Source organism: Pseudomonas sp. SYWMCR5, assembly GCF_057197165.1.
In genome coordinates this window covers 414,466-434,027 of the sequence record NZ_JBXUNH010000004.1, presented here as the reverse complement: position 1 = coordinate 434,027, position 19,562 = coordinate 414,466, and the positions used below count along the sequence as shown (strand labels likewise).

18 protein-coding genes and 2 pseudogenes are annotated in these 19,562 nt (G+C 63.0%); 8 read left to right on the top strand and 12 right to left on the bottom strand.

Annotated elements, in window-relative coordinates:
• Positions 1-250, top strand: a 250-nt coding sequence (locus AC2CGW_RS14635) for a hypothetical protein (RefSeq protein WP_484574217.1), incomplete at its 5' end; no start/stop codon positions are given.
• Positions 251-314: 64 nt separating this feature from the next.
• Positions 315-1,208, top strand: coding sequence for a formate/nitrite transporter family protein (locus AC2CGW_RS14630; RefSeq protein WP_186710890.1), 894 nt, complete (start codon positions 315-317; stop codon positions 1,206-1,208).
• Positions 1,209-1,211: 3 nt separating this feature from the next.
• Here AC2CGW_RS14630 and AC2CGW_RS14625 read toward each other — a convergent pair whose 3' ends face one another.
• Positions 1,212-2,306, bottom strand: coding sequence for an MBL fold metallo-hydrolase (locus AC2CGW_RS14625; protein WP_484574221.1), 1,095 nt, complete (start codon positions 2,304-2,306; stop codon positions 1,212-1,214).
• Positions 2,307-2,434: 128 nt separating this feature from the next.
• Between AC2CGW_RS14625 and AC2CGW_RS14620 the strand changes: the two genes are divergently transcribed.
• The gene (locus AC2CGW_RS14620; protein WP_186668423.1) at positions 2,435-3,511 is read left to right on the top strand and encodes a diguanylate cyclase; all 1,077 of its coding nucleotides are present in this window, start codon (positions 2,435-2,437) and stop codon (positions 3,509-3,511) included.
• On the opposite strand, the pseudogene AC2CGW_RS14615 reads toward AC2CGW_RS14620, so the two are convergent.
• Positions 3,489-3,829 (bottom strand): annotated as a pseudogene (locus tag AC2CGW_RS14615) (DUF2025 family protein). The gene AC2CGW_RS14620 and the pseudogene AC2CGW_RS14615 overlap by 23 nt on opposite strands.
• Before the next feature lie 125 nt (positions 3,830-3,954).
• Positions 3,955-4,077 (bottom strand): hypothetical protein, encoded by a 123-nt coding sequence (locus AC2CGW_RS14610; protein WP_346655303.1) that lies wholly within the window; start codon positions 4,075-4,077, stop codon positions 3,955-3,957.
• Positions 4,078-4,094: 17 nt separating this feature from the next.
• Here AC2CGW_RS14610 and AC2CGW_RS14605 point away from each other — a divergent pair.
• A pseudogene (locus tag AC2CGW_RS14605) lies at positions 4,095-4,345 on the top strand (SDR family oxidoreductase); the annotation flags it as partial.
• On the opposite strand, the gene AC2CGW_RS14600 reads toward AC2CGW_RS14605, so the two are convergent.
• Positions 4,342-5,130: a LysR family transcriptional regulator gene (locus AC2CGW_RS14600; RefSeq protein ID WP_484574216.1), complete on the bottom strand. Its 789-nt coding sequence runs from the start codon at positions 5,128-5,130 to the stop codon at positions 4,342-4,344. The pseudogene AC2CGW_RS14605 and the gene AC2CGW_RS14600 overlap by 4 nt on opposite strands.
• A gap of 101 nt (positions 5,131-5,231) precedes the next feature.
• Between AC2CGW_RS14600 and AC2CGW_RS14595 the strand changes: the two genes are divergently transcribed.
• Entirely contained in the window at positions 5,232-5,960 is a 729-nt protein-coding gene (locus AC2CGW_RS14595) for an SDR family oxidoreductase (RefSeq protein WP_484574215.1), read from the top strand.
• A 45-nt stretch (positions 5,961-6,005) separates the two neighbouring features.
• On the opposite strand, the gene AC2CGW_RS14590 is transcribed toward AC2CGW_RS14595, so the two are convergent.
• From AC2CGW_RS14590 to AC2CGW_RS14560, 7 genes are all read right to left on the bottom strand, one after another.
• Complete coding sequence (locus AC2CGW_RS14590) at positions 6,006-6,875, bottom strand: efflux RND transporter periplasmic adaptor subunit (RefSeq protein WP_186668431.1); 870 nt, start codon at positions 6,873-6,875, stop codon at positions 6,006-6,008.
• A gap of 11 nt (positions 6,876-6,886) precedes the next feature.
• Positions 6,887-7,093, bottom strand: coding sequence for a DUF1656 domain-containing protein (locus AC2CGW_RS14585; RefSeq protein ID WP_186668433.1), 207 nt, complete (start codon positions 7,091-7,093; stop codon positions 6,887-6,889).
• The gene (locus tag AC2CGW_RS14580; protein ID WP_484574214.1) at positions 7,080-9,068 is read right to left on the bottom strand and encodes an FUSC family protein; all 1,989 of its coding nucleotides are present in this window, start codon (positions 9,066-9,068) and stop codon (positions 7,080-7,082) included. The genes AC2CGW_RS14585 and AC2CGW_RS14580 overlap by 14 nt, the downstream gene beginning before the upstream one ends.
• A 161-nt stretch (positions 9,069-9,229) precedes the next feature.
• Positions 9,230-9,346 carry a cytochrome c oxidase subunit CcoM gene (gene ccoM, locus AC2CGW_RS14575; RefSeq protein ID WP_054891741.1) on the bottom strand — a complete coding sequence of 39 codons (117 nt, stop codon included), beginning with the start codon at positions 9,344-9,346 and terminating at the stop codon, positions 9,230-9,232.
• Positions 9,347-9,479: 133 nt separating this feature from the next.
• The gene (locus AC2CGW_RS14570; protein WP_186668437.1) at positions 9,480-9,641 is read right to left on the bottom strand and encodes a hypothetical protein; all 162 of its coding nucleotides are present in this window, start codon (positions 9,639-9,641) and stop codon (positions 9,480-9,482) included.
• 67 nt (positions 9,642-9,708) lie between these two features.
• A complete protein-coding gene (locus AC2CGW_RS14565) occupies positions 9,709-10,047 on the bottom strand; it encodes an aspartate-semialdehyde dehydrogenase (protein ID WP_186668439.1) in 339 nt (112 codons plus the stop codon).
• Positions 10,048-10,157: 110 nt separating this feature from the next.
• The gene (locus AC2CGW_RS14560; protein WP_186668441.1) at positions 10,158-10,853 is read right to left on the bottom strand and encodes a M949_RS01915 family surface polysaccharide biosynthesis protein; all 696 of its coding nucleotides are present in this window, start codon (positions 10,851-10,853) and stop codon (positions 10,158-10,160) included.
• 118 nt (positions 10,854-10,971) lie between these two features.
• Between AC2CGW_RS14560 and rapA the strand changes: the two genes are divergently transcribed.
• Together rapA and AC2CGW_RS14550 are read left to right on the top strand one after the other, a co-directional pair.
• Positions 10,972-13,818 (top strand): RNA polymerase-associated protein RapA, encoded by a 2,847-nt coding sequence (gene rapA / locus AC2CGW_RS14555; protein ID WP_484574213.1) that lies wholly within the window; start codon positions 10,972-10,974, stop codon positions 13,816-13,818.
• A 250-nt stretch (positions 13,819-14,068) separates the two neighbouring features.
• On the top strand, positions 14,069-16,333 hold the full coding sequence (locus AC2CGW_RS14550; RefSeq protein ID WP_484574212.1) for a putative bifunctional diguanylate cyclase/phosphodiesterase: 2,265 nt from the start codon (positions 14,069-14,071) through the stop codon (positions 16,331-16,333).
• Here the strand turns inward: AC2CGW_RS14550 and AC2CGW_RS14545 are convergent.
• Positions 16,233-17,120, bottom strand: coding sequence for an NAD(P)-dependent oxidoreductase (locus AC2CGW_RS14545; RefSeq protein ID WP_186710871.1), 888 nt, complete (start codon positions 17,118-17,120; stop codon positions 16,233-16,235). The genes AC2CGW_RS14550 and AC2CGW_RS14545 overlap by 101 nt on opposite strands.
• Before the next feature lie 195 nt (positions 17,121-17,315).
• Here AC2CGW_RS14545 and AC2CGW_RS14540 point away from each other — a divergent pair, with 195 nt between their 5' ends.
• Entirely contained in the window at positions 17,316-19,487 is a 2,172-nt protein-coding gene (locus AC2CGW_RS14540) for a hypothetical protein (protein WP_186710869.1), read from the top strand.
• Positions 19,488-19,562 lie beyond the last annotated feature (75 nt).

Genomic DNA, 19,562 nt, shown 5'->3' with positions numbered 1-19,562 from the left:
GATTCAATTTGTTAAAGAGCGTTTGGTTAAGAGCTTTTCGTCTCAACCGAGGCGCGCATTCTACGCTTTCCTCATTGCCTGTCAAGCGTTTATTTTGAAGTTTTTTCAAACCGCTTTCTTTCAAAAGCCTTCAACGTCAACGACTTACCGACTGCCCCGCTGCGTTCATCGCTGCGAGGAGGCGAATAATACGTGGTTTGAAATCACAGTCAACACTTTGATCCAAAAAAACTTTTATCCGCCTCCATGAGCTCACTGGCAACTAATCCGAGCGCAATCGATCTGTAGAGAAACACCCCCTGGAGCGCACCACGATGAGCAAAGCGCAGAACGAGAAAACACCAGGCCTGTCGGCAGATGAAGAGCAGGAAGTCAGCCATAACCAGCCACCCCGCGCGGCAGTACTGCACGAGATCATCCGCGCCCAGGGCGATCAGGAACTGGAGCGCACCCTCGCGGCCCTGTGGTGGTCGGCACTGGCTGCCGGCCTGACCATGGGCCTGTCGCTGATGGCCATGGGGCTGTTCTATGCACGCCTGCCAGACAACGACAGCAGTCAGGTGATCGCCAGCCTCGGCTACGCCGCTGGTTTTCTTGCCGTGATTCTCGCTCGACAGCAGTTGTTCACCGAAAACACCCTGACCGCCGTGCTACCGGTAATGACCTCCCCTACGCTCGCCAACCTCGGTCGCCTGCTACGCCTGTGGACCGTGGTGCTGGTGGGCAATCTCGCCGGCACCTTGCTGGTGGCCTGGGTGATGCTCGAGCTGCCGATCTTCGACAGCAAGACCGATGTGGCCTTCCTCGAAATCGGGCGCAAGGTGATGCACAACGATCCGAGCCAGATGTTCGCCAAGGGCATCGTCTCGGGCTGGATGATCGCGACCATGGTCTGGATGATCCCGTCCATGGAGAACGCCAAGATCTGGATCATCCTGATGATCACCTACTTGATGGCCCTGGGCGACTTCACCCATATCGTCGTCGGCTCGGTAGAAGTGTCTTATCTGGTCTGGGCCGGAGAGCAGACCTGGCGCAGCTTCTGGCTGGAGTTCGCCCTGCCGACCCTGGCCGGCAACATCATCGGTGGCAGCTTCATCTTCGCCCTCATCAGCCACGCCCAGGTACGCAGCGACAGCGGCAAGCCGCCGTCGAAGCTGCTGGATGATGAACAAGAGTCGCCAATAAAGAAGGGCCGTGAAAGCTGATACTCAGCGCACCGCCACTGCACGCTCAGTGCTGTCGCCTCGCTGACGCAAAGGCCTGGGCTGCCACCAGTTCTGCCCGGCATGGGGCGAATCGAGACTGACGCGCTCGCCCATCTGTGGCGTGCTCAACGGAACCTGGGCCTGCGCGGCGAGCGCGACGATGCGCTCGAATGGCTCCTGCCAGCTGTGCAGGGACAGATCGAAGGTTCCATTGTGGATCGGCAACATCCAGCGCCCGCGCAGATCGAGGTGTGCCTGCAGACCCTGCTCAGGCTGCATATGCACATTGGGCCAGGCCAGGTTGTAGGCGCCGGTCTCCATCAATGTCAGATCGAAGGGTCCGAAGCGCTCGCCGATTTCACGAAAGCCCTCGAAATATCCAGTATCTCCACTGAAGAACAGTCGCAGCCCTTCATCGATCACCACCCACGACGCCCACAAGGTGCTGTTGCTGTCGAACAGGCCGCGCCCAGAAAAGTGCTGCGCCGGTGTGGCGACGAAACGCACGCCTGCGACTTCGGTTTCCTGCCACCAATCCAGTTGACGCACCTTGTCGCTCGGCACGCCCCACTCGACCAAACGGTCGCCCACGCCCAGCGGCGCAAGAAACTGGCCGGTGCTTGGCGCCAACTGACGTATGGCCGACTCATCGAGATGATCGAAGTGATCGTGGGACAGAATGACTGCAGCCAGCGGCGGCAACTGGTCGATCGCCAGCGGCGAAGCGTGGAAGCGCAGCGGGCCGGCCCATTGCACCGGCGAGGCGCGATCGGCAAACACCGGGTCTGTAATAAAGAAATGTCCACGCAGTTTCAGCAGTACAGTGGAGTGCCCCAGACGCCAGAGACTGTGGTCGGGAGCATCGAGTACCTGCTGGCGGGTCATCGGCTGCAGGCTCGGGGGAGTGGCAGGTCGTGTTTCGGGAGGCTTGCGCAGCAGCAGGTACTTGAGACCGATGCGCAACTTCTTGAGCACGCCATCCTTGGGCAGCTCGGCCTGATTGTGGAAACGCCCATCTCTGTAAGGTGCCGGCTCGCCGGCGAGGGAAGCCATGGGGGCCATCAGCAGGAGCACTCCGAGGAGGAAGATAGGCTTGATGCTACCTCACAATGATCGGATCAACCGTGAATTGGCTTGTAAGGTCATTTTTCCGCCATGAATCATTGTTCAACAATATTCATGCAACTTATGCGATAAACGGCTTCTGCAGAAAAAGAACGATAGACATGATCGACAACAGAAGCGGCAAGGGGCTCTCATTCGTCAGACGCATCTACCTGCCGCGCACCATCGGCATGGGCATCGGCCTGTTCAGCGTCATGGCGGCACTTGCCCCGCTGCACCCGCCCACCTGGGCGTGGCTGCTGATGCTGCTCAACGGTCTGGCCTGGCCCCACCTGGCTTATCAATGGGCGATCCGCTCCCCTGCGCCCTACCGCGCCGAACAGCGCAACCTGTTGCTCGATTCGTTGAGCGGCGGCTTCTGGGCCGCGGCCATTCATTTCAATCCGTTGCCGACCGTGACCATCCTGTCGATGATGACCATGAACAACGTCGCCGCAGGCGGCAAGCGCCTGGTGCTGCGCGGGTTGCTGGCGCAACTGGCAGGCATGCTGCTGGCCATGGCGCTGTTCGGCCCCGGCCTGCAACTGCAAGCCACGACATTGCAGGTCTATGCCTGCCTGCCAATGCTGACGCTCTACCCGCTGGCGCTCGGATGGGTCTGCTACCAGTTGGCGATCAAGCTGGCCGACCACAAGCGTCGACTGAGCGCCCTGAGCCGCACCGACAGCCTCACCGGGCTGCTCAACCACGGCTCATGGAAAGACTTGCTGCTGCTGAGGTTCCAGATCTGCCAGCAACAGCAAGCACCGGCCGTCATCGCCCTGATCGATATCGACCATTTCAAGACCATCAACGACACCTTCGGCCACGTGGTCGGTGATTGCGTGCTGCGCCAACTGAGCCATGAGCTCAAGCGCATCCTGCGCGAAGATGACCTGGCCGGGCGCTACGGCGGTGACGAGTTCTGCCTGATCCTGCCTGCCACCGACCAGATCCAGGCCGGTGTTGCGATGGAGCGCCTGCGTGAACAGGTCGGCGCCTATCGCAACCCACAACTGCCGGAATTGCGCATCAGCCTGAGCATAGGCCTCTCGGCCTATCATCCTGGGCTGAAGACGCCCGAGCAGTGGCTTGAAGACGCCGACAAGGCGCTCTATACCGCCAAGCATCAAGGTCGCAACCAGGTCAACGTCGCTCGCAGCGAGGCTGGCCCTCTCAAGCTGGCCTACCCCGACTGAACCGCAGGCTACGCTCGGCGACAATCTCCGGCAGGTCGATGCGGCGCAGATAGATCCGCAGCGGCTCGCCAATGTTCAGACGATCGTCCACATGCTGCTGCACCAACAGTGCCAGGCGCTCACGGCAGAGCGCCATGCGCTGCCCCGACTCGGGACGCCAGACGAACTCGCTGCAGGGTGTAATGTCGCATCCGCGACATCCATACCGAATGCGTCCTCGGAAAAGCGCACGATATGCGTGCCACGCTTGCCATGAAAACCGACGAAGCCGTTGAGCTGCTCGGCAGCTGTGCAGATATCCTGGGATGTAATGGCCATGACGCTACCTCGCAATGAAATCGGAAGGAACGCACGCCGGGCGGGAACGGTTGCCTCTGTCGGGCAACGCGCAGATCGTTTGTTGCGCAGACTAACGCAACCTGCGCCGCCTTCGCCAAGGTTTTTCAGCGAGCGCCGGATACCGCCGGATCGAGCTGATCGGTCAACAGCGCCTCCATCCATCCCATGAACGCCTGTACGCGGCGCGGAACATGCCGCTGGCGCAGGTACAGCATCGTCACTGGCATGGCCCGGGCCCGCCGACATGGAGGTGCTCACCCGCTACCAGGCCAAGGAGTTGGGTGTCTAGCGCGGCAGCCGGGCGCCATCGAGACCGATTTTGGTGGCACCATACGTGACAATCCGCAGGTCAACGCCTTCGTGGCCAGCAATACTGCCCTGGGCAGCGCCGGCCTGCCCGACGATATCGGCGCAGCCATCGCTCTGCTGCTTGAGGACGGTAATGGCTGGATAACCGGGCAGCGCCTGGAAGTCTCCGACGGCATGCTCCTCTAACCCAGGCTGCTGCCGCTCAGCACCTGCTGCAAGCTGGCCAAGGCAGGAATGGCCAAAGCCTGGGCGGCGTAGCACAACCCGACCCGACGCCGCAGCGCCGGGCCGGGCCCTGGTTGCCAGTAGACCCCCGGGTGGCGTTCGACCAGCGACTGTGGCAACCAGGCCGCGCCCATTCCGGCGGCGACCAGCGCCAACGCCAGTTGCAACGATCCGGCCTGTGCCACCTGCTCACCCTCGCCATACAGCCCCATCAGGCGCTGGTGCGAAGGGTGCTGCGGGCAGGTGATCCAGCGACCGTCGGCCTGGCTGCCGGTGGCCATGACCAGGACAAACGACTCTTCCCACAGCGCCAGGAAGAGCTCATCCTCACAGCGCTCGGCTTCATCGGCCAGCCGCGCATCGCCCTCGCAACCGTCCAGCAACGTCAATTGCAGCCCGGGCACGGCCTGAGCCGCAAGACGCACGCATGCTTCGATCTGGGCCGGAGCAATATCGGCCTCGATACCCAGCGCGAGCGGGACACGCTCCTGCTCCTGGCGAAAGCGCAGGCGCAGCGCCTCGGCCTCCGCGACCATGCGGCACGCCTGGGGATACAGCGCCCGCGCCTGCTCGCTGACGTCCACCCCGCGGGCCTGGCGCAGGAACAGACTGACGCCGAGGTCGTCTTCGAGTTGCCTTATGGTCACCGACAATGTCGGCTGGGCCACGCACAGGCGCTGGGCGGCCAAGGTGATGTTGCGTTCTTCGAACACGGCGATGAACGCCTTGAGATGACGAATATCCATAGATAGAACCGATACCAGCCAGAGGAATAAGCCGTTTTTCATGGCCTGGATCGACGCCTACAATCCTGGCCATCGAGAACGATTATGCCTAGGAGGCGCTCATGAACAAACCTCTGATCATCATCACCGGCGCCAGCTCCGGTATCGGCGCCGCCACGGCTCAGCAATTTTCGGCCGCAGGCCACCCGCTGCTGCTGATCGCTCGTCGCCTGGAACGTCTCGAAGCATTGGCCTTGCCCAACTGCCTGTGCCGCGCCGTGGACATTCGCGACCGTGCTGCGCTGGTCGCGGCCGTGAACGAAGCCGAAGCCTTGTACGGCCCGGCCGACGCGCTGGTGAACAATGCCGGCGTGATGCTGCTGGGCCAGGTGTACGAGCAGGATCCCGAGCAGTGGGACCGGATGATCGACATCAACGTCAAGGGCCTGCTAAACGGCGTGCATGCCCTGGCCAGCGGCATGGTCGCGCGTCGCGCCGGCACCCTGATCAACGTCAGCTCCGTCGCCGGGCGCAAGACCTTCCCCAACCATGTCGCCTACGTCGGCACCAAGTTCGCCGTGCATGGCCTGTCGGAAAACCTGCGCGAAGAGCTGGCGCCACACAACGTGCGTGTCGTCACCATCGCGCCGGGCGCGGTCGAGACCGAGCTGCTCGGCCACACCACCGACGAGGGCATCAAGCGCGACTACGAGTCGTGGAAAGCCAATGACATGGGCGGTGTAGTGCTCAAGGCCGAGGATGTGGCCGGCGCGATCGTCTGGGCGTACCAGCAGCCGCAGTATGTGTGCATCCGCGAGATCGTCCTGGCGGCCACTGCCCAGCAACCCTAATCGGCAAACACTCCCACAGGTACCCGGGTGCCTGTGGGGGCTTGTTCAGCGCTGCACCTCATCCTCACGCACCTGCACACTCGCCGTCATCCCGGCACTGAGGTTCACCCCTGCAGGAATCTCGTCCAGCCTGATTCGCACCGGGATCCGTTGCGCCAGCCTCACCCAGTTGAAGGTCGGTTCCACCTCCGGCAACAACTGTCCATCCGGCGTCGAGTTGCGGTCGGTGATGCCCCGGCTGATGCTCTCCACATGCCCATGCATGGCCTCACCTGCGCCCATCAACCAGACCTTCACCGGATCGCCGACACGTATGCGCGGCAGCTTGGTTTCCTCGAAATAGGCCTGGATATAGAAGGTCGACTCGTCCACCAGCGCCATTACCGATTGCCCGGTATTGACATAGTTGCCCTGGGCCAGCCGCAGGTTGGTGATGTGGCCGCTGCGCGGCGCGCGCACTTCACTGCGGGCCAGGTTGATCTTCGCCACTTGCAGTTGCGCTTGCGCCTCGTGCAGTTCACCACGGGCGATTGCGGCGTTGATCTGGGCGTTCTCGCGCAGCTCGGCGCTGATCGCCTCCGGACCCAGGGCCGTGCGTCGGGCCGCTTCGCGCTCACGCAGGCGCAACTGCTGGGTGCGGGTTTCAGCCACGGCACTGGCCTGGTCGAAAGCGGCCTGGAAGCGCTCGTGGTCGATGGTCATCAACACATCGCCGGCCTTCACCGGCTGGTTGTCGTGTACCCGCAGTTCGCGCACCCAGCCGGACACGTCCGGGGCGATCACCACCACATCGGCCCGCACCCGCGCATCGCGGGTCCAGGGGGTGAGCATGTAGTACTGCCAGAGGTGATACCCGGCAAACACGGCAATGGCCACCACGCACAGGGTGACCAGGGTACGTACCGCTGTACGCATGGACTGACTCCTTACAAAGGTCCCAACAGATGTACCACCAACGACAGCACACAGACGAACAACGCCGCATCGAACAGCGCTTCATGCCAGATCCAGCGCCCTAGCGGCGTCGCCTGCACCACCAGGCGCAACAGGCCGGTAAGCGCCAACGCCATCAGCACATAGATCAGAAACGGGCTGAGCAATACGCCGCCCAGCGCCCACTCACGCAACCCCATGGACTTCCTCCTGCCAACGGCACCACTTGCCCCAGCTCTTCTGCAATTGCAGGACCGCGCCGATGGCCAGGCGCAGCGGGTCGCTCGGCGGCTGGCGGCGCAGGGCCTCGATGAACTGTTCGCTGGCGGCATCCAGACGCTGGCCGCGCCCAGGCGCAGGGCCACTGGCCAGAACCGCCTCCAGTTGCTGCAGATACTGGCGCTCGGCACCGGCCAGCGGCACCTGGGCTACCGCCAGGCACATGCGCAGGTGCACCAGCTCGTCACCGATGTCCAAGCCATGCAGGCCATCGTCCCAACGCTTGCGCTCGGCCTCGGGCAACTCGCTGGCATGACGGGCCAACTGCATCAGGCGATCGGCCATGCGTCCACCGAACCAACTGTCAGCACCCCGCAGGTCGCGATGGGTCAGGCGAACCAGGTCGCTCTGGGTGGCGGCCCTCAGGCGCCGCCCCAGCCACTTCGGATTACGCAGCACGACCAAGCGAAACGCCAGTACCGCCGCCCCCACACCGATGAGCATGGCCTGGGCGCTGTTGAGCATGCTGGCCACGTCGAAGTGCATGGCGTTGAGGGGTGCCACCAGCACGATGAAATGCAGGCAGTACGAGGTCGCCGTCGGCCCCGTGCGCGGATGGGCCATGCCCAGCGCACCGAAGAACAGCGGCACGCCCATGCCCAGACACAGCAAGGCGAAACTGCTCCATTGCGGCAACAGGATCTGCCCGACGAAAAACGCCGCCGGAATCGCCAGCAAGATGCCACGCAAAAAGCTCAAGCCGATCTGTGCGCCGTTCTCGCGGCTGGCGAACAGGCTGCAGACCACGCAGGTCAGCACCAGGCCTCCGGGGGCCGAGGGCCAGGCCGTGGCCAGCCAGAAACTGCTCATGACCAGAAACGCCAACGCACTGCGCGAGCCGAACAGCAGCGCCAGCGGCAAGTCGCGATGCGCCGCCAGGCCCAGCGATACATCCTTGGGCGTTCGCCCCTGCTCCACATCGAGCAACGCCTGGGTGGCGGCCATGGCGAAATCCAGCAGCAAGGCCAGGCGCGCCAGGCAGAAATGCTCGGCGGGGCTGATCTGTTCATCGTGAGCAGCGTCCCAGACGCGCTGGCGCAACAACAGAAGGCTGGGTTGGTCGGGGCTGGCCAACTGGGTCCGAACCTCCTCGAGCCAAGGCGCCAGGTGCGCCGCTTGATGTTCGTCAAGCTGACGCCACTGACGACGCACCGAACGCGAGATGCGCAGCAGCACCATCAGCTTCTGGCTCAGGCCACGGATCGCCCGGGCCCGCTGGCGACCACGACTGCCTTCGAACCAGGCATGTTCACGCTGAGCGTCGATGGCGACGATGCGTCCAAGGATATCCAGCAAGCCCTGGCGCGCTTCGTCTTCGCCGCCGAGCATGGCGCTGGCGGTCTGCATGCCGTTCTGCCAGGCCTGCCTCGCCTGGCCGCCGAGTTGCTGCTCGACGCGCATGGGCCAGATCAGCGCGCTGGTGGCCGTGGCGCAAACGATGCCCAGGCAGATTTCGGTGCAGCGCGCCACCGCTTGGTCGAACACCTGCAAGGGATGGTCGATTGCCGGCAACGCGATGATCGCTGCGGTATAGCCGGCCAGCACGAAGGCATAGGCCCAGGCACTGCGCAATTGGGTTGAAGCGGCGGTACAGAGGGCCAGCCACAAGGCCAGGGTCAGCAGGAACAACCACGGGGTCTGGGCGAACAGGCCAATGAACACCACCGACATGAACGTACCGACCAAGGTGCCGGCCAGTCGCGCCAGGCCCTTCTGCACCACCATGCCCGACAGCGGCTGGGCGACGATGAACGCAGTCATCAAGGCCCAGGCGGGTTGCTCCAACCCCCAGCGCAGCGCCAGCCACAGCGCCAGTCCACCGCCCAGCAGGGTCTTGATGGCGAACTTCAGAGCAGGGCTGGTGGGTGCGAACAGGGCCTGGAGGGTGATGGGCACGAAGCGGACCTTGCGGGGGGATATTGAGTAGAAAGATAGACAACGGATGGAAGAATAAAATGCAATCAACTAATTAGCTAGCTAATCATCTTTTAAAAAGGCAAAAAAATAGGCGACCGAAGTCGCCCTAAATGCCTTGCGTGCTCGTATACCCGGAAGAATCAGCGCGATTTGCGCTTGTTCGCATCCTTCCAGATGAAAAGTCCCAGACCGGCAAAGAACGTCAACATCAACCCGACTGTCACCACACCGGCGATCACCACGTTGTCGAAGAACATGTCGGCCTCCCGATTCGTTGCCGTTGTCCGATGTGTGCAAGGTAACGAATATGCGGGGAGGAGAAATTGACCAGGGTCAATAGGGCCCGGGACCGGGCACAAGAGGGGGCGCAGGTTTGACCTGCATCAGTTTTCAGCGTTTCTTGGGCTTGCTTTTGCTTTTCTTCTTCTTGCTTTTCGCCAACGGCATGGCCTGCTCGAAGGCCTGGCGCATTTCATCCAGGCGCTTGTCCTTGATGTCGTGGATACGTTTGGCGCGCTCGGCGCCGAAGTCGATCAGGTTGTCTTGGCTCATGGGCGGGCTCGACTGACAGCGGATGCGCCCATGATGAAGCCTGATGGCGACGCTGAACAGCCCCGCCTCAGACTTCGATGTCCACCAGCAGCCCCTGGCGCGGCCGCTCACCCAGCGGCGCCACCGGCACGGTGTTGTCGGCATTGAGTTCATCGCCAGGCATGGCGCTGTAGAGCTCTTCCTGCTCGTCCTGTCGGCGTTGCTGACGACGTTGCTGCTGGCGGCGCTGCTCTTCGCGCAGCCGATAGGCCTCATCCTGCGGGTCGCGCTGCTGCTTGAGGTCGATGGTGCCATCACTGGAGGCAGGCTGGGCCGGAACCACCGGAGGAATATTGGGGGTCTGCTTGACGGGGTCTTGTTGCGAGGTCACGGGCACGGCACTGAGCGGGATGATCGGCGGCAGCATGAGTCGGTTCTCCTGTAGCCACTGTGTCGGCCAGTCACGGTGCGCCTTGAGCACATGGGCAAGGGTTTGTGCGGCTGGTCACAATACCGTTTGCAAAGTATAGACCGCGATCACTCGCCTTCGTCGTCGGGATCGTCGTCCGCGGGCTGGCTGGTCTCGCTCCAGGGCCTCTTGTAGACCTGCTGCCAGACCGCGTCCATGTGCTCGCGCAGCACCTGCGGCGCACTCTTGAGCGACGCACTGTCCTCGCGCTCGCCGCCGATGGGCTCCTCGCCCGCCGGGCTGATCTGCGACTGACCACTGATGCTGTAGATCGCCTGGCCTTCGCGCATTTCGATGCTGATGTCGTGCGGGTCGATGCCGCCGCCGCAGAAGGCGTGGCTGGCCACGGTGACTTCGGCGACACCATCCTTGTTCAGGTCGGTGACGTCGCTGACATCGGTATAGAAATCGACATCCAGGTCCAGCCCGGGACAGGTCGTTTCCTGGTCGATCTGCCAGCGTGGCTTGAACGCCTCGCTTTCGCTCGCACGCCCATAGAGCGTGGCCTTGAGCACGACCTTGTCGACTTCCTGTTCGCTCTCGGCATCGGTCGCCTGGCCGTCGACACGGCTGAGCACCAGCAGGCCTTCGCCCTCGCGGTCGTGGAAATGCACGCTCTTGAGCGGTGTCTGCACGCCCAGGACTTCCAGTTGCTCGACCGGGATCGGCGCGAGGATCTCGAACTTCTTCTGGTCACAGGCCGCGAGGAGCGCCACGCTGCCCACGGCCAGGGAGAGGTTCAACCAGCGGTGCGTGACAGGCATGTTGGCGCGAGGCCCTCGTTGACTAAAGGGTATTCGTCGATGAAGTGGCTGAACGCTTTGGTCCGCCGGGCCTATCCGTTAAGATAGTGCGCTTTTTCATCGCGGGAGTTCAGGCAGTATGGCGCAGCAGTATCAACCGGGGCAACGCTGGATCAGCGACAGCGAAGCCGAGCTCGGCCTGGGAACCATCCTGGCGCAGGATGGCCGCCTGCTGACCGTGCTCTATCCGGCCACTGGCGATACCCGCCAGTACTCGCTACGCAACGCGCCGCTGACCCGCGTGCGCTTCTCGCCGGGAGACCAGATCACTCACTTCGATGGCTGGAAGCTGACCGTGCGCGAGGTCGAGGATGTCGACGGCCTGCTGGTCTACCATGGCCTGGACGGGCAGAACGAGGCGCGTACCCTGCCTGAGACGCAACTGTCGAACTTCATCCAGTTCCGTCTGGCCAGCGACCGTCTGTTCGCCGGGCAGATCGACCCGCTGTCGTGGTTCTCGCTGCGCTACAACACGCTGCAGCACAGCAGCAAGCAGATGCTCTCCACGCTCTGGGGCCTGGGCGGCTGCCGCGCCCAGCCGATCGCCCACCAGTTGCACATTGCCCGTGAAGTCGCCGACCGTATCGCCCCGCGGGTATTGCTGGCCGACGAAGTGGGCCTGGGCAAGACCATCGAGGCGGGCCTGGTCATCCACCGCCAACTGCTGACGGGCCGTGCCAGCCGTGTGCTGATCCTGGTCCCGGAAAACCTTCAGCACCAGTGGCTGGTGGAAATGCGCCGGCGCTTCAACCTGCAGGTGGCACTGTTCGACGCCGAACGCTTCATCGAGAGCGATGCCAGCAACCCGTTCGAAGATGCCCAACTGGCGCTGGTGGCGCTGGAATGGCTGGTCGACGATGAAAAGGCCCAGGACGCACTGTTCGCCGCCGGCTGGGACCTGATGGTGGTCGACGAAGCCCACCACCTGGTCTGGCACGAGGAACAGGCCAGCGCCGAATACGCGCTGGTCGAGCAACTGGCCCAGGTCATTGCTGGCGTGCTGCTGCTCACTGCCACCCCCGAGCAGCTCGGCCAGGACAGCCATTTCGCCCGCCTGCGCCTGCTCGACCCCAACCGTTTCCACGACCTGGCCGCGTTCCGCGCCGAGAGCGAGCACTATCGCCCGGTAGCCGAAGCCGTGCAGGAACTGCTCGATGAAGGCCGCCTGTCGCCCAAGGCGCACGCCACCATTCACAATTTCCTCGGCGCCGAGGGCGAAGCCCTGCTGGCCGCAGTCAGCGATGGTGACAGCCAGGCCAGCGCACGCCTGATCCGCGAATTGCTCGACCGCCATGGCACCGGCCGCGTGCTGTTCCGCAACACCCGCGCCGCGATCCAGGGCTTCCCCGAGCGCCAACTGCACCCCTACCCGCTCGCCAACCCCGAGCCGTACAGCGCGCTGCCTGCCGGCGAGCGTGCCGAGCTGTACCCGGAAGTGGCCTTCCAGGCCCAGGGCGAAGTCAGCGACGACGAACGCTGGTGGCGCTTCGACCCACGGGTCGACTGGCTGATCGACACCCTGAAGATGCTCAAGCGCACCAAGGTGCTGGTGATCTGCGCCCACGCCGAAACCGCCATGGACCTGGAAGACGCTCTGCGCGTGCGCTCCGGCATCCCCGCCACGGTTTTCCATGAGGGCATGAGCATCCTCGAGCGTGACCGCGCCGCTGCTTATTTCGCCGACGAAGAATTTGGCGCGCAGGTGCTGATCTGCTCGGAGATCGGCAGTGAAGGCCGCAACTTCCAGTTCGCCCACCACCTGGTGATGTTCGACCTGCCGGCGCACCCGGACCTGCTCGAGCAACGCATCGGCCGTCTCGACCGGATCGGTCAGAAACACACGATCCAGCTGCACATCCCGTACCTGCAGGACAGCCCGCAAGAGCGCCTGTTCCAGTGGTACCACGAAGGCCTGAATGCCTTCCTCAACACCTGCCCGACCGGTAACGCCCTGCAGCACCAGTTCGGCCCACGCCTGCTGGCGCAACTGGTCGGCGGCGACAAGGCGGCCTGGAGCGCCCTGGTTGCCGAGGCCCGCGGCGAGCGCGAGCGCCTGGAGGCCGAGCTGCACAGCGGCCGTGACCGTCTGCTGGAGCTCAACTCCGGCGGCGCTGGCGAAGGCGAGGCACTGGTCGAGGCGATTCTCGAGCAAGACGACCAGTTCGCCCTGCCTATCTATATGGAAACCCTGTTCGACGCCTTCGGCATCGACAGCGAAGACCATTCGGAAAACGCGCTGGTGCTCAAGCCCAGCGAGAAAATGCTCGACGCCAGCTTCCCGCTGGGCGACGACGAAGGCGTGACCATCACCTACGACCGTGGCCAGGCCCTGTCGCGAGAGGACATGCAGTTCCTGACCTGGGAGCACCCGATGGTCCAGGGCGGCATGGACCTGGTGCTGTCCGGTTCGATGGGCAACACCGCGGTGGCGCTGATCAAGAACAAGGCGCTCAAGCCTGGCACCGTGCTGCTCGAACTGCTCTATGTCAGCGAAGTGGTGGCGCCACGCAGCCTGCAACTGGGTCGCTACCTGCCATCGGCCGCCTTGCGCTGCCTGCTCGATACCAACGGCAACGACCTGGCGCCGCGGGTTGCCTTCGAAACCCTCAACGACCAGCTCGAGAGCGTGCCCAAGGCCAGCGCCAACAAGTTCATCCAGGCCCAGCGCGATGTATTGGCCAAGCGCATCGCCGCTGGCGAGGCGAAGGTACTGCCAGTGCACGACGAGCGTGTCGCAGAGGCGCAGCGCCGCCTGGCGGCTGAAGCCGACGAAGAGCTGGCGCGCCTGACGGCGCTCAAGGCCGTCAACCCGAGCGTGCGTGACAGCGAGATCGACGCCCTGCGCAAGCAGCGCGAAGAAGGCCTGGCAATGCTCGACAAGGCCGCACTGCGTCTGGAAGCGATTCGCGTGCTGGTGGCCGGCTGATAGAACTGCGGCCCCTTTCGCTCGCCTGCTCCTGCACCTGCAGGAGCGGGCTTGCCCGCGAAAGAGACGACATCAGAATCCAGGTCGCCCCACCCTTTTTATAACCTTCCGCTATCGACTCCATGCCCAAATGGTAGAGATCAAATTGCCATTAATCAGGAAGGCCTAGTTTCCCTTTCCTATACTCGGGTTTCAACGGTCTCCACCACGCTTTTAGGAGACGAGTGCAAACTCGACGAAGAGACAGGCAATGGAGTGGCTGGGACTTCAATTGTTCGCCGAGCTTCCGGCGAACGGACAAATCATCCTCGACTGCCGTCATAACCCTTTCCTGGTCATGCTCGCCTACCTGGTGGCCTGCGCTGCATGCTTCGCCACCCTGGACATGGCCGAACGGCAGAGTCACAGCGAGCAACGCAACGCCCGTCGCCAATGGCGGATCCTCGGTGCCTGCTGCCTGGCCAGCGGTATCTGGGCCATGCACTTCATCAGCCTGCTGGCGTTCCAGGCGCCACTTGAAGTGCATTACGACATGCCGCTGACCGCCCTCTCGCTGATCATCGCCCTGCTCGCCGCGTGGTTGGCGATGAACAGCCTGGATCGCACGGTGATGCAGTGGCGTCATTACCTGCAGGCCGCACTGGCGATCGGCCTCGGCATTACCGTGATGCATTACGTCGGCATGGCCGCGCTGCAGACCAGCGCCCTGCAGTACTACCAGACCCCACTGCTGCTCACCTCGTTGGGCATCGCCACTGTCACCAGCCTGGTGGCGCTGCTGATGGCCCGGCATTTTCGCAGTGGCAGCGGGACCCTGCACCTGGTGATGAAATACGGCGCCAGCCTGATGATGGCGGCGGGCATCGTCCTTACCCATTTCACCGGCATGGCTGCACTGTCGCTGGTGATCCCAGACAACATGCCCCTGCAACTGCCCTCAGCCAACAACAGCCTGCAGCTGGGGCTGACCATCGCGTTCATCACCCTGCTGATCAGTGGCAGCAGCATCAGCGCGGCCCTGGCCGACAAGAAACTGCAAAGCAAGGAACATGATCTGCGTCGGGTCAACATACTGCTGAGCCAGCTCGATCAGGCCCGGGCTTCGCTGCAACAGGCCGCCCACTACGATGCCCTGACCAACCTGGTCAATCGCCGCGGCTTCAACCAGGTCTTTGCCGAACGCCTGGCCGAGCAGACCGCGAGCGAAGGCATGCTGGCCGTGATGTTCCTCGACATCGACCACTTCAAACGCATCAACGACAGCCTCGGGCACGCTGCCGGCGACGAACTGCTCAAGGTGATCGCCGGGCACATCAAGGCGGCGACCCGCTCCCAGGATGTGGTGGCACGCTTTGGCGGCGATGAGTTCTGCATCGTCACCAGCCTGCACAACCGCGACGAGGCCCGCCACCTGGCGCAACGCATCATGCAACGCATGAAGGAGCCGATCGACCTGGGCGGGCGACGCATGGTCATGACCACCAGCATCGGCATCAGCATCTTTCCCGACGACGGGCGCAGCGTTGAGGAGTTGCTGAAGAATGCCGACCTGGCGCTGTACCAGTCCAAGGGCGGCGGGCGCAACAACCTGAATTTCTTCAACAGCAGCCTGAAGACCCGCGCCACGCTGGAGTTGCAACTGGAAGAGGAACTGCGCGTGGCGCTGCTCGAAGAGCGCGGACTGCGCGTGCATTACCAGCCGATCTTCGACCTGCACAGCACACGGGTCGCCAAGCTGGAAGCCCTGGTACGCTGGCAGCACCCGCAGCATGGCCTGCTCAGCCCCGACCGCTTCATCGGAATTGCCGAAGCCAATGGCCTGATCGCCGAACTCGACCTGTGGGTACTGCGCCGCGCCTGCGAAGACCTCGCCGAACTCAACCGCCTTGGCTACGGACATCTCAAGGTCACGGTGAACTGCTCCGCGGTGACGCTGGGGCGCGAGGAACTGGCCAGCGAGGTGGAGATGGCCTTGTTCCAGGCCGGTGTGGCGGCTCGCCAACTGGAACTGGAAGTCACCGAAAACGCCTTGATGGGCGATATCCACCGCACCATCAACCTGCTGAAACGCATTCGCGCCCAGGGCGTGGCCCTGTCGATCGACGACTTCGGCACCGGCTATTCATCGCTGGCCTACCTCAAGCGCCTTCCCCTGGACGTGCTGAAGATCGACCGTTCGTTCATCCAGGATGTGCCGGGCAGCCAGCAAGACCGAGAGATCGTCCAGGCCATCATCATCATGGCCCATACCCTGCACCTGCAGGTCGTCACCGAGGGCGTGGAGACCGACGAACAACGCGCGTTTCTCGCCGCCCAAGGCTGCGATTTCCTTCAGGGCTACCTGCTCAGCCGTCCGGTCCCGCTGACCGACCTGCAGCCAGTGCTGGAACGCCTCGACAATCTGGACAGCGACTTCATTCCCGAGCGCGGAACAGCTCTACAAGGGTCGCCGGATCGTTTTGCAGATGCCCCTGGCTGCCGTGCAGGCGCATCAGTTGCGCGGCGAGGCCACTGATCGGCGTTGCCGAACCCTGCTCGCGGGAAAACTTCACCGCAGTGTCGAGGTCCTTGAGCAAGGTGCGTACATGCCATTTGACCGGGGTGTAGCAGCTTTGCGCCATCTGCGGCGCGAGGATCTGCAGCGGCCGAGAGTCGGCGAACCCGCCGGAGAGTGCTTCGGCGATCAGGCTGGCATCCACCCCTGAACGTTCGGCCAAGGCCACCACTTCGGCAATCACCAGGGCATTACAAGCAACGATCATCTGGTTGCAGGCCTTGGTCACCTGGCCGGCGCCAACCGCCCCCATGTGCGTCACGCGCTGGCCGAGGGTCAGCAACACCGGGCGTACGCGCGCCAGGTCTGCAGCGTCACCACCCACCATGATCGCCAGGGTTCCCGCCTCGGCGCCTGGCGTACCGCCGGACACTGGTGCGTCCAGCCAGGCCATGCCGCACAGCGCCGCAAGTTCCGCGGCCATCTCGCGGGTGGCGGTTGGCTCAAGGCTGGAGAAATCCACCAGTAACTGGCCACTGCGACCGCCCTGGGCGATGCCTTGCTCGCCGAACACCACCTCACGTACTACGCCCGTGTCGGCCAGGCACAGCAGCACGATCTCAGTGTCACGGCACAACGCTGCCGGGCTCTCGGCCAGACGTGCCCCGGCGGCGACCAATTCGGCGCACTTCTGCGGGCTACGGTTCCACACGGTCAGCGGATAGCCGGCAGCCAGCAGGCGACGGCACATCGGCAGCCCCATCAGACCGATGCCGGCAAACCCCAGGGAAGGCAATGCAGTACTCATGAATGACTCCAGGCAAGGATTAAAGAAGCGTGGCTCTCGGGCGATGCAGTGCAGGTGCCAGCGTAAAACCCCTATCGACCATAGGGTAAACCCCTATCGCATGGGCAAAAGGCGCACTGCTACAGTCGCCGGATTTACGTAATGGCCAGATGACATATCTTCCGACCGTCCACCACTCCAGGCAAATGGCGCACTATGACCTCCAATAATACTTCTGCCAATGCAGTGCCCGAGCCCTCGACCAGCATCACCTCGCTGACCCTCGGTGGCGGCCAGGCCACCCGCAACGTCCCCGCGCAATATCTGTACTTCACCGAGAACGATATCCAACGCATCCTCGACAACCTCGACGGCCTGCGTGACCTGGTGTTCCCGCAGGGCCTGCACGCGGAAGACGAAAGCCAATTGCGTCTGGACCAGCAGTTCCCTTCGGTATGCCTGATCGGCCTGGGGCGCTGCGGTTCGAACATTGCCCTTGACGTGGCGGAACTGGTGTACAACGCACGTACCTTCTTCCTCAACGAATTCAACAACGAAGACCGCAACAGAAGCGAAGGCGGCTACAGCCCTGCACGCTGGATCCGACAGAACCTGCGCCTGGTGCAGAACAAGGGCGCCAAGCCGGTATTTCTGGTCGAGCCCTTGGTGATGCTCGGCGACCTGGACAAGGACATCGCCGGACGCATCCGCTTTTCGCGCAAGGGTGAGCGCGGGGGCTTCCTGCGCGACTACAGCAAGATGAAGATCATGGACCTGTCCGAGGTGCACGCCGGTGGCGCCGGCAATGCGCCGATCCTCGGCCAGTACCTGGCCAAGATCATCCTCAACAAGGATACCCAGCGCTTCTCGAGCGCCGACTGGAAACTCATCCACTCCTACCTGATCGATTCCTGCGGCATCAAGGCCAACCAATCGCGCCTGTACTTCTACATCTTCAGCGCCGGCGGCGGTACCGGCTCAGGGATGGCCTCGGAGTTCGGCCTGGCCCAGCAGTACTCGTACATGAACAAGACCTTCGACACCAAGCCGGCCGACGAGAACGACGGCAAGGGCGGGCATTCGTTCGTGTTCGAGCCGATCTTCACCAGCGGCATCTGCGTACTGCCCAATGCCTCCGACCACCGCAGCGAAATGTCCGAAGCCTTGCACATCAATGCCGGGCGCCTGCTGTGCAAGTATTTGTCCGAAGAATGGGACTTCTCGTACAACTTCGACAACGAAGACAGCAGCGAGGCCAGCGTGATGGGGCGCATCCGCCCCTGGAACGCAATGATGCTGATCTCCAACGACATCATGCGCTATGCCGAAGAGAGCGATGACGGCACGATCCAGAACATCGACGTCAATGCCATGGAGAAGCATGCCAACCAGTACATCTCTCAGCAGATTTTCAACATCCTCACCGCCCAGGCCGTAACCACCGACTACGACCAGAACTACTTCCGCCGTGCCGGCATCGACATTGGCGAAACCATCCGCCTGGATGCCAACGACCTGTTCATGAGCCTCGCGGGCCCGGTCGCCATCGCCTATGCCGAATCGGTAGTGCCGGAGGCGCCCGCGCAGGGCTCGGACAAGTTCAAGGTGTTCGAACGCGAATCGCCGCGCCTGGACATCGACGACCTGTTCTTGCGCTCCATCGACCTGCCCCACTTCAACAAGCAGACCCAGGCCATCGAGGGCATCAGCCTGCTGCCCATCGAGTCGCGTCGCTATCGCGCGGCACTGGAGCAGTACCAGGCCTCGGGCTTCGACGCAGCGGCCCTGCACGACCTGCATTTCTTCAAGAACTGCTCGTCGGTGGTATCGATCGTATCGCTGCCCAAGGACTACAAGCTGTCGTACATGGACCTGAACCGGCTCAAGACCCACCTCAACAGCCTGTTCCCCAACACCACGCTCAAGCGCTACGCGCTGGTGATCGGTGCCTCGGCCAACCTGTCGCTGACCACTCTGATCGCCAAGAGCCCCTGCCTGTCGGACGACTTCCTGACGCTGATCGTGGCCTTCATCAAGCGCTGCTTCGCACGCGCGCCCTACCGTTTCGACGACACGCTGGACAACGCCATCCTGGAGTTCATCACCAGCGAGCATTTCGATGAAGACCGTATCGACGACCTGCTCAACGAATTCGAGAACCCGGCGAAGATCCTCGATACCAACTGGTATGCGATCAAACCGATGTACGAGAAGAAGTACCGTGAGCTGATCAACGACAAGAGCCGCTTCGTCTCGATCAACGACATCCGCCTGTCGCGCGAATGCGTGAAGAAAGCGGTGAAGTACCTGCGCGAGATCTTCAGGCATCGGATCGGCAAGACCCGGGTGATTTCGCTCAACAGCCATACCGGGCGGGTGGATTACTGAGGTCTTGCACATGATTCCTGTAGGAGTGGCGGTTCGCCGCTGCGACTTGCCCGCGAATGCGATAGTGACGTCGGC

Bases quoted from the DNA above. Each gene is read 5' to 3' on its own strand.
- AC2CGW_RS14560 (WP_186668441.1), bottom strand. From the start codon at position 10,853: ATGCCTGTCACGCACCGCTGGTTGAACCTCTCCCTGGCCGTGGGCAGC.
- AC2CGW_RS14585 (WP_186668433.1), bottom strand. From the start codon at position 7,093: ATGGGGTTGCGTGAGTGGGCGCTGGGCGGCGTATTGCTCAGCCCGTTT.
- AC2CGW_RS14565 (WP_186668439.1), bottom strand. From the start codon at position 10,047: ATGCTGCCGCCGATCATCCCGCTCAGTGCCGTGCCCGTGACCTCGCAA.
- AC2CGW_RS14570 (WP_186668437.1), bottom strand. From the start codon at position 9,641: ATGAGCCAAGACAACCTGATCGACTTCGGCGCCGAGCGCGCCAAACGT.
- AC2CGW_RS14540 (WP_186710869.1), top strand. From the start codon at position 17,316: ATGACCTCCAATAATACTTCTGCCAATGCAGTGCCCGAGCCCTCGACC.
- AC2CGW_RS14595 (WP_484574215.1), top strand. From the start codon at position 5,232: ATGAACAAACCTCTGATCATCATCACCGGCGCCAGCTCCGGTATCGGC.
- ccoM (WP_054891741.1), bottom strand. From the start codon at position 9,346: ATGTTCTTCGACAACGTGGTGATCGCCGGTGTGGTGACAGTCGGGTTG.
- AC2CGW_RS14610 (WP_346655303.1), bottom strand. From the start codon at position 4,077: ATGCCAGTGACGATGCTGTACCTGCGCCAGCGGCATGTTCCGCGCCGC.
- rapA (WP_484574213.1), top strand. From the start codon at position 10,972: ATGGCGCAGCAGTATCAACCGGGGCAACGCTGGATCAGCGACAGCGAA.
- AC2CGW_RS14620 (WP_186668423.1), top strand. From the start codon at position 2,435: ATGATCGACAACAGAAGCGGCAAGGGGCTCTCATTCGTCAGACGCATC.
- AC2CGW_RS14600 (WP_484574216.1), bottom strand. From the start codon at position 5,130: ATGGATATTCGTCATCTCAAGGCGTTCATCGCCGTGTTCGAAGAACGC.
- AC2CGW_RS14545 (WP_186710871.1), bottom strand. From the start codon at position 17,120: ATGAGTACTGCATTGCCTTCCCTGGGGTTTGCCGGCATCGGTCTGATG.
- AC2CGW_RS14590 (WP_186668431.1), bottom strand. From the start codon at position 6,875: ATGCGTACAGCGGTACGTACCCTGGTCACCCTGTGCGTGGTGGCCATT.
- AC2CGW_RS14550 (WP_484574212.1), top strand. From the start codon at position 14,069: ATGGAGTGGCTGGGACTTCAATTGTTCGCCGAGCTTCCGGCGAACGGA.
- AC2CGW_RS14630 (WP_186710890.1), top strand. From the start codon at position 315: ATGAGCAAAGCGCAGAACGAGAAAACACCAGGCCTGTCGGCAGATGAA.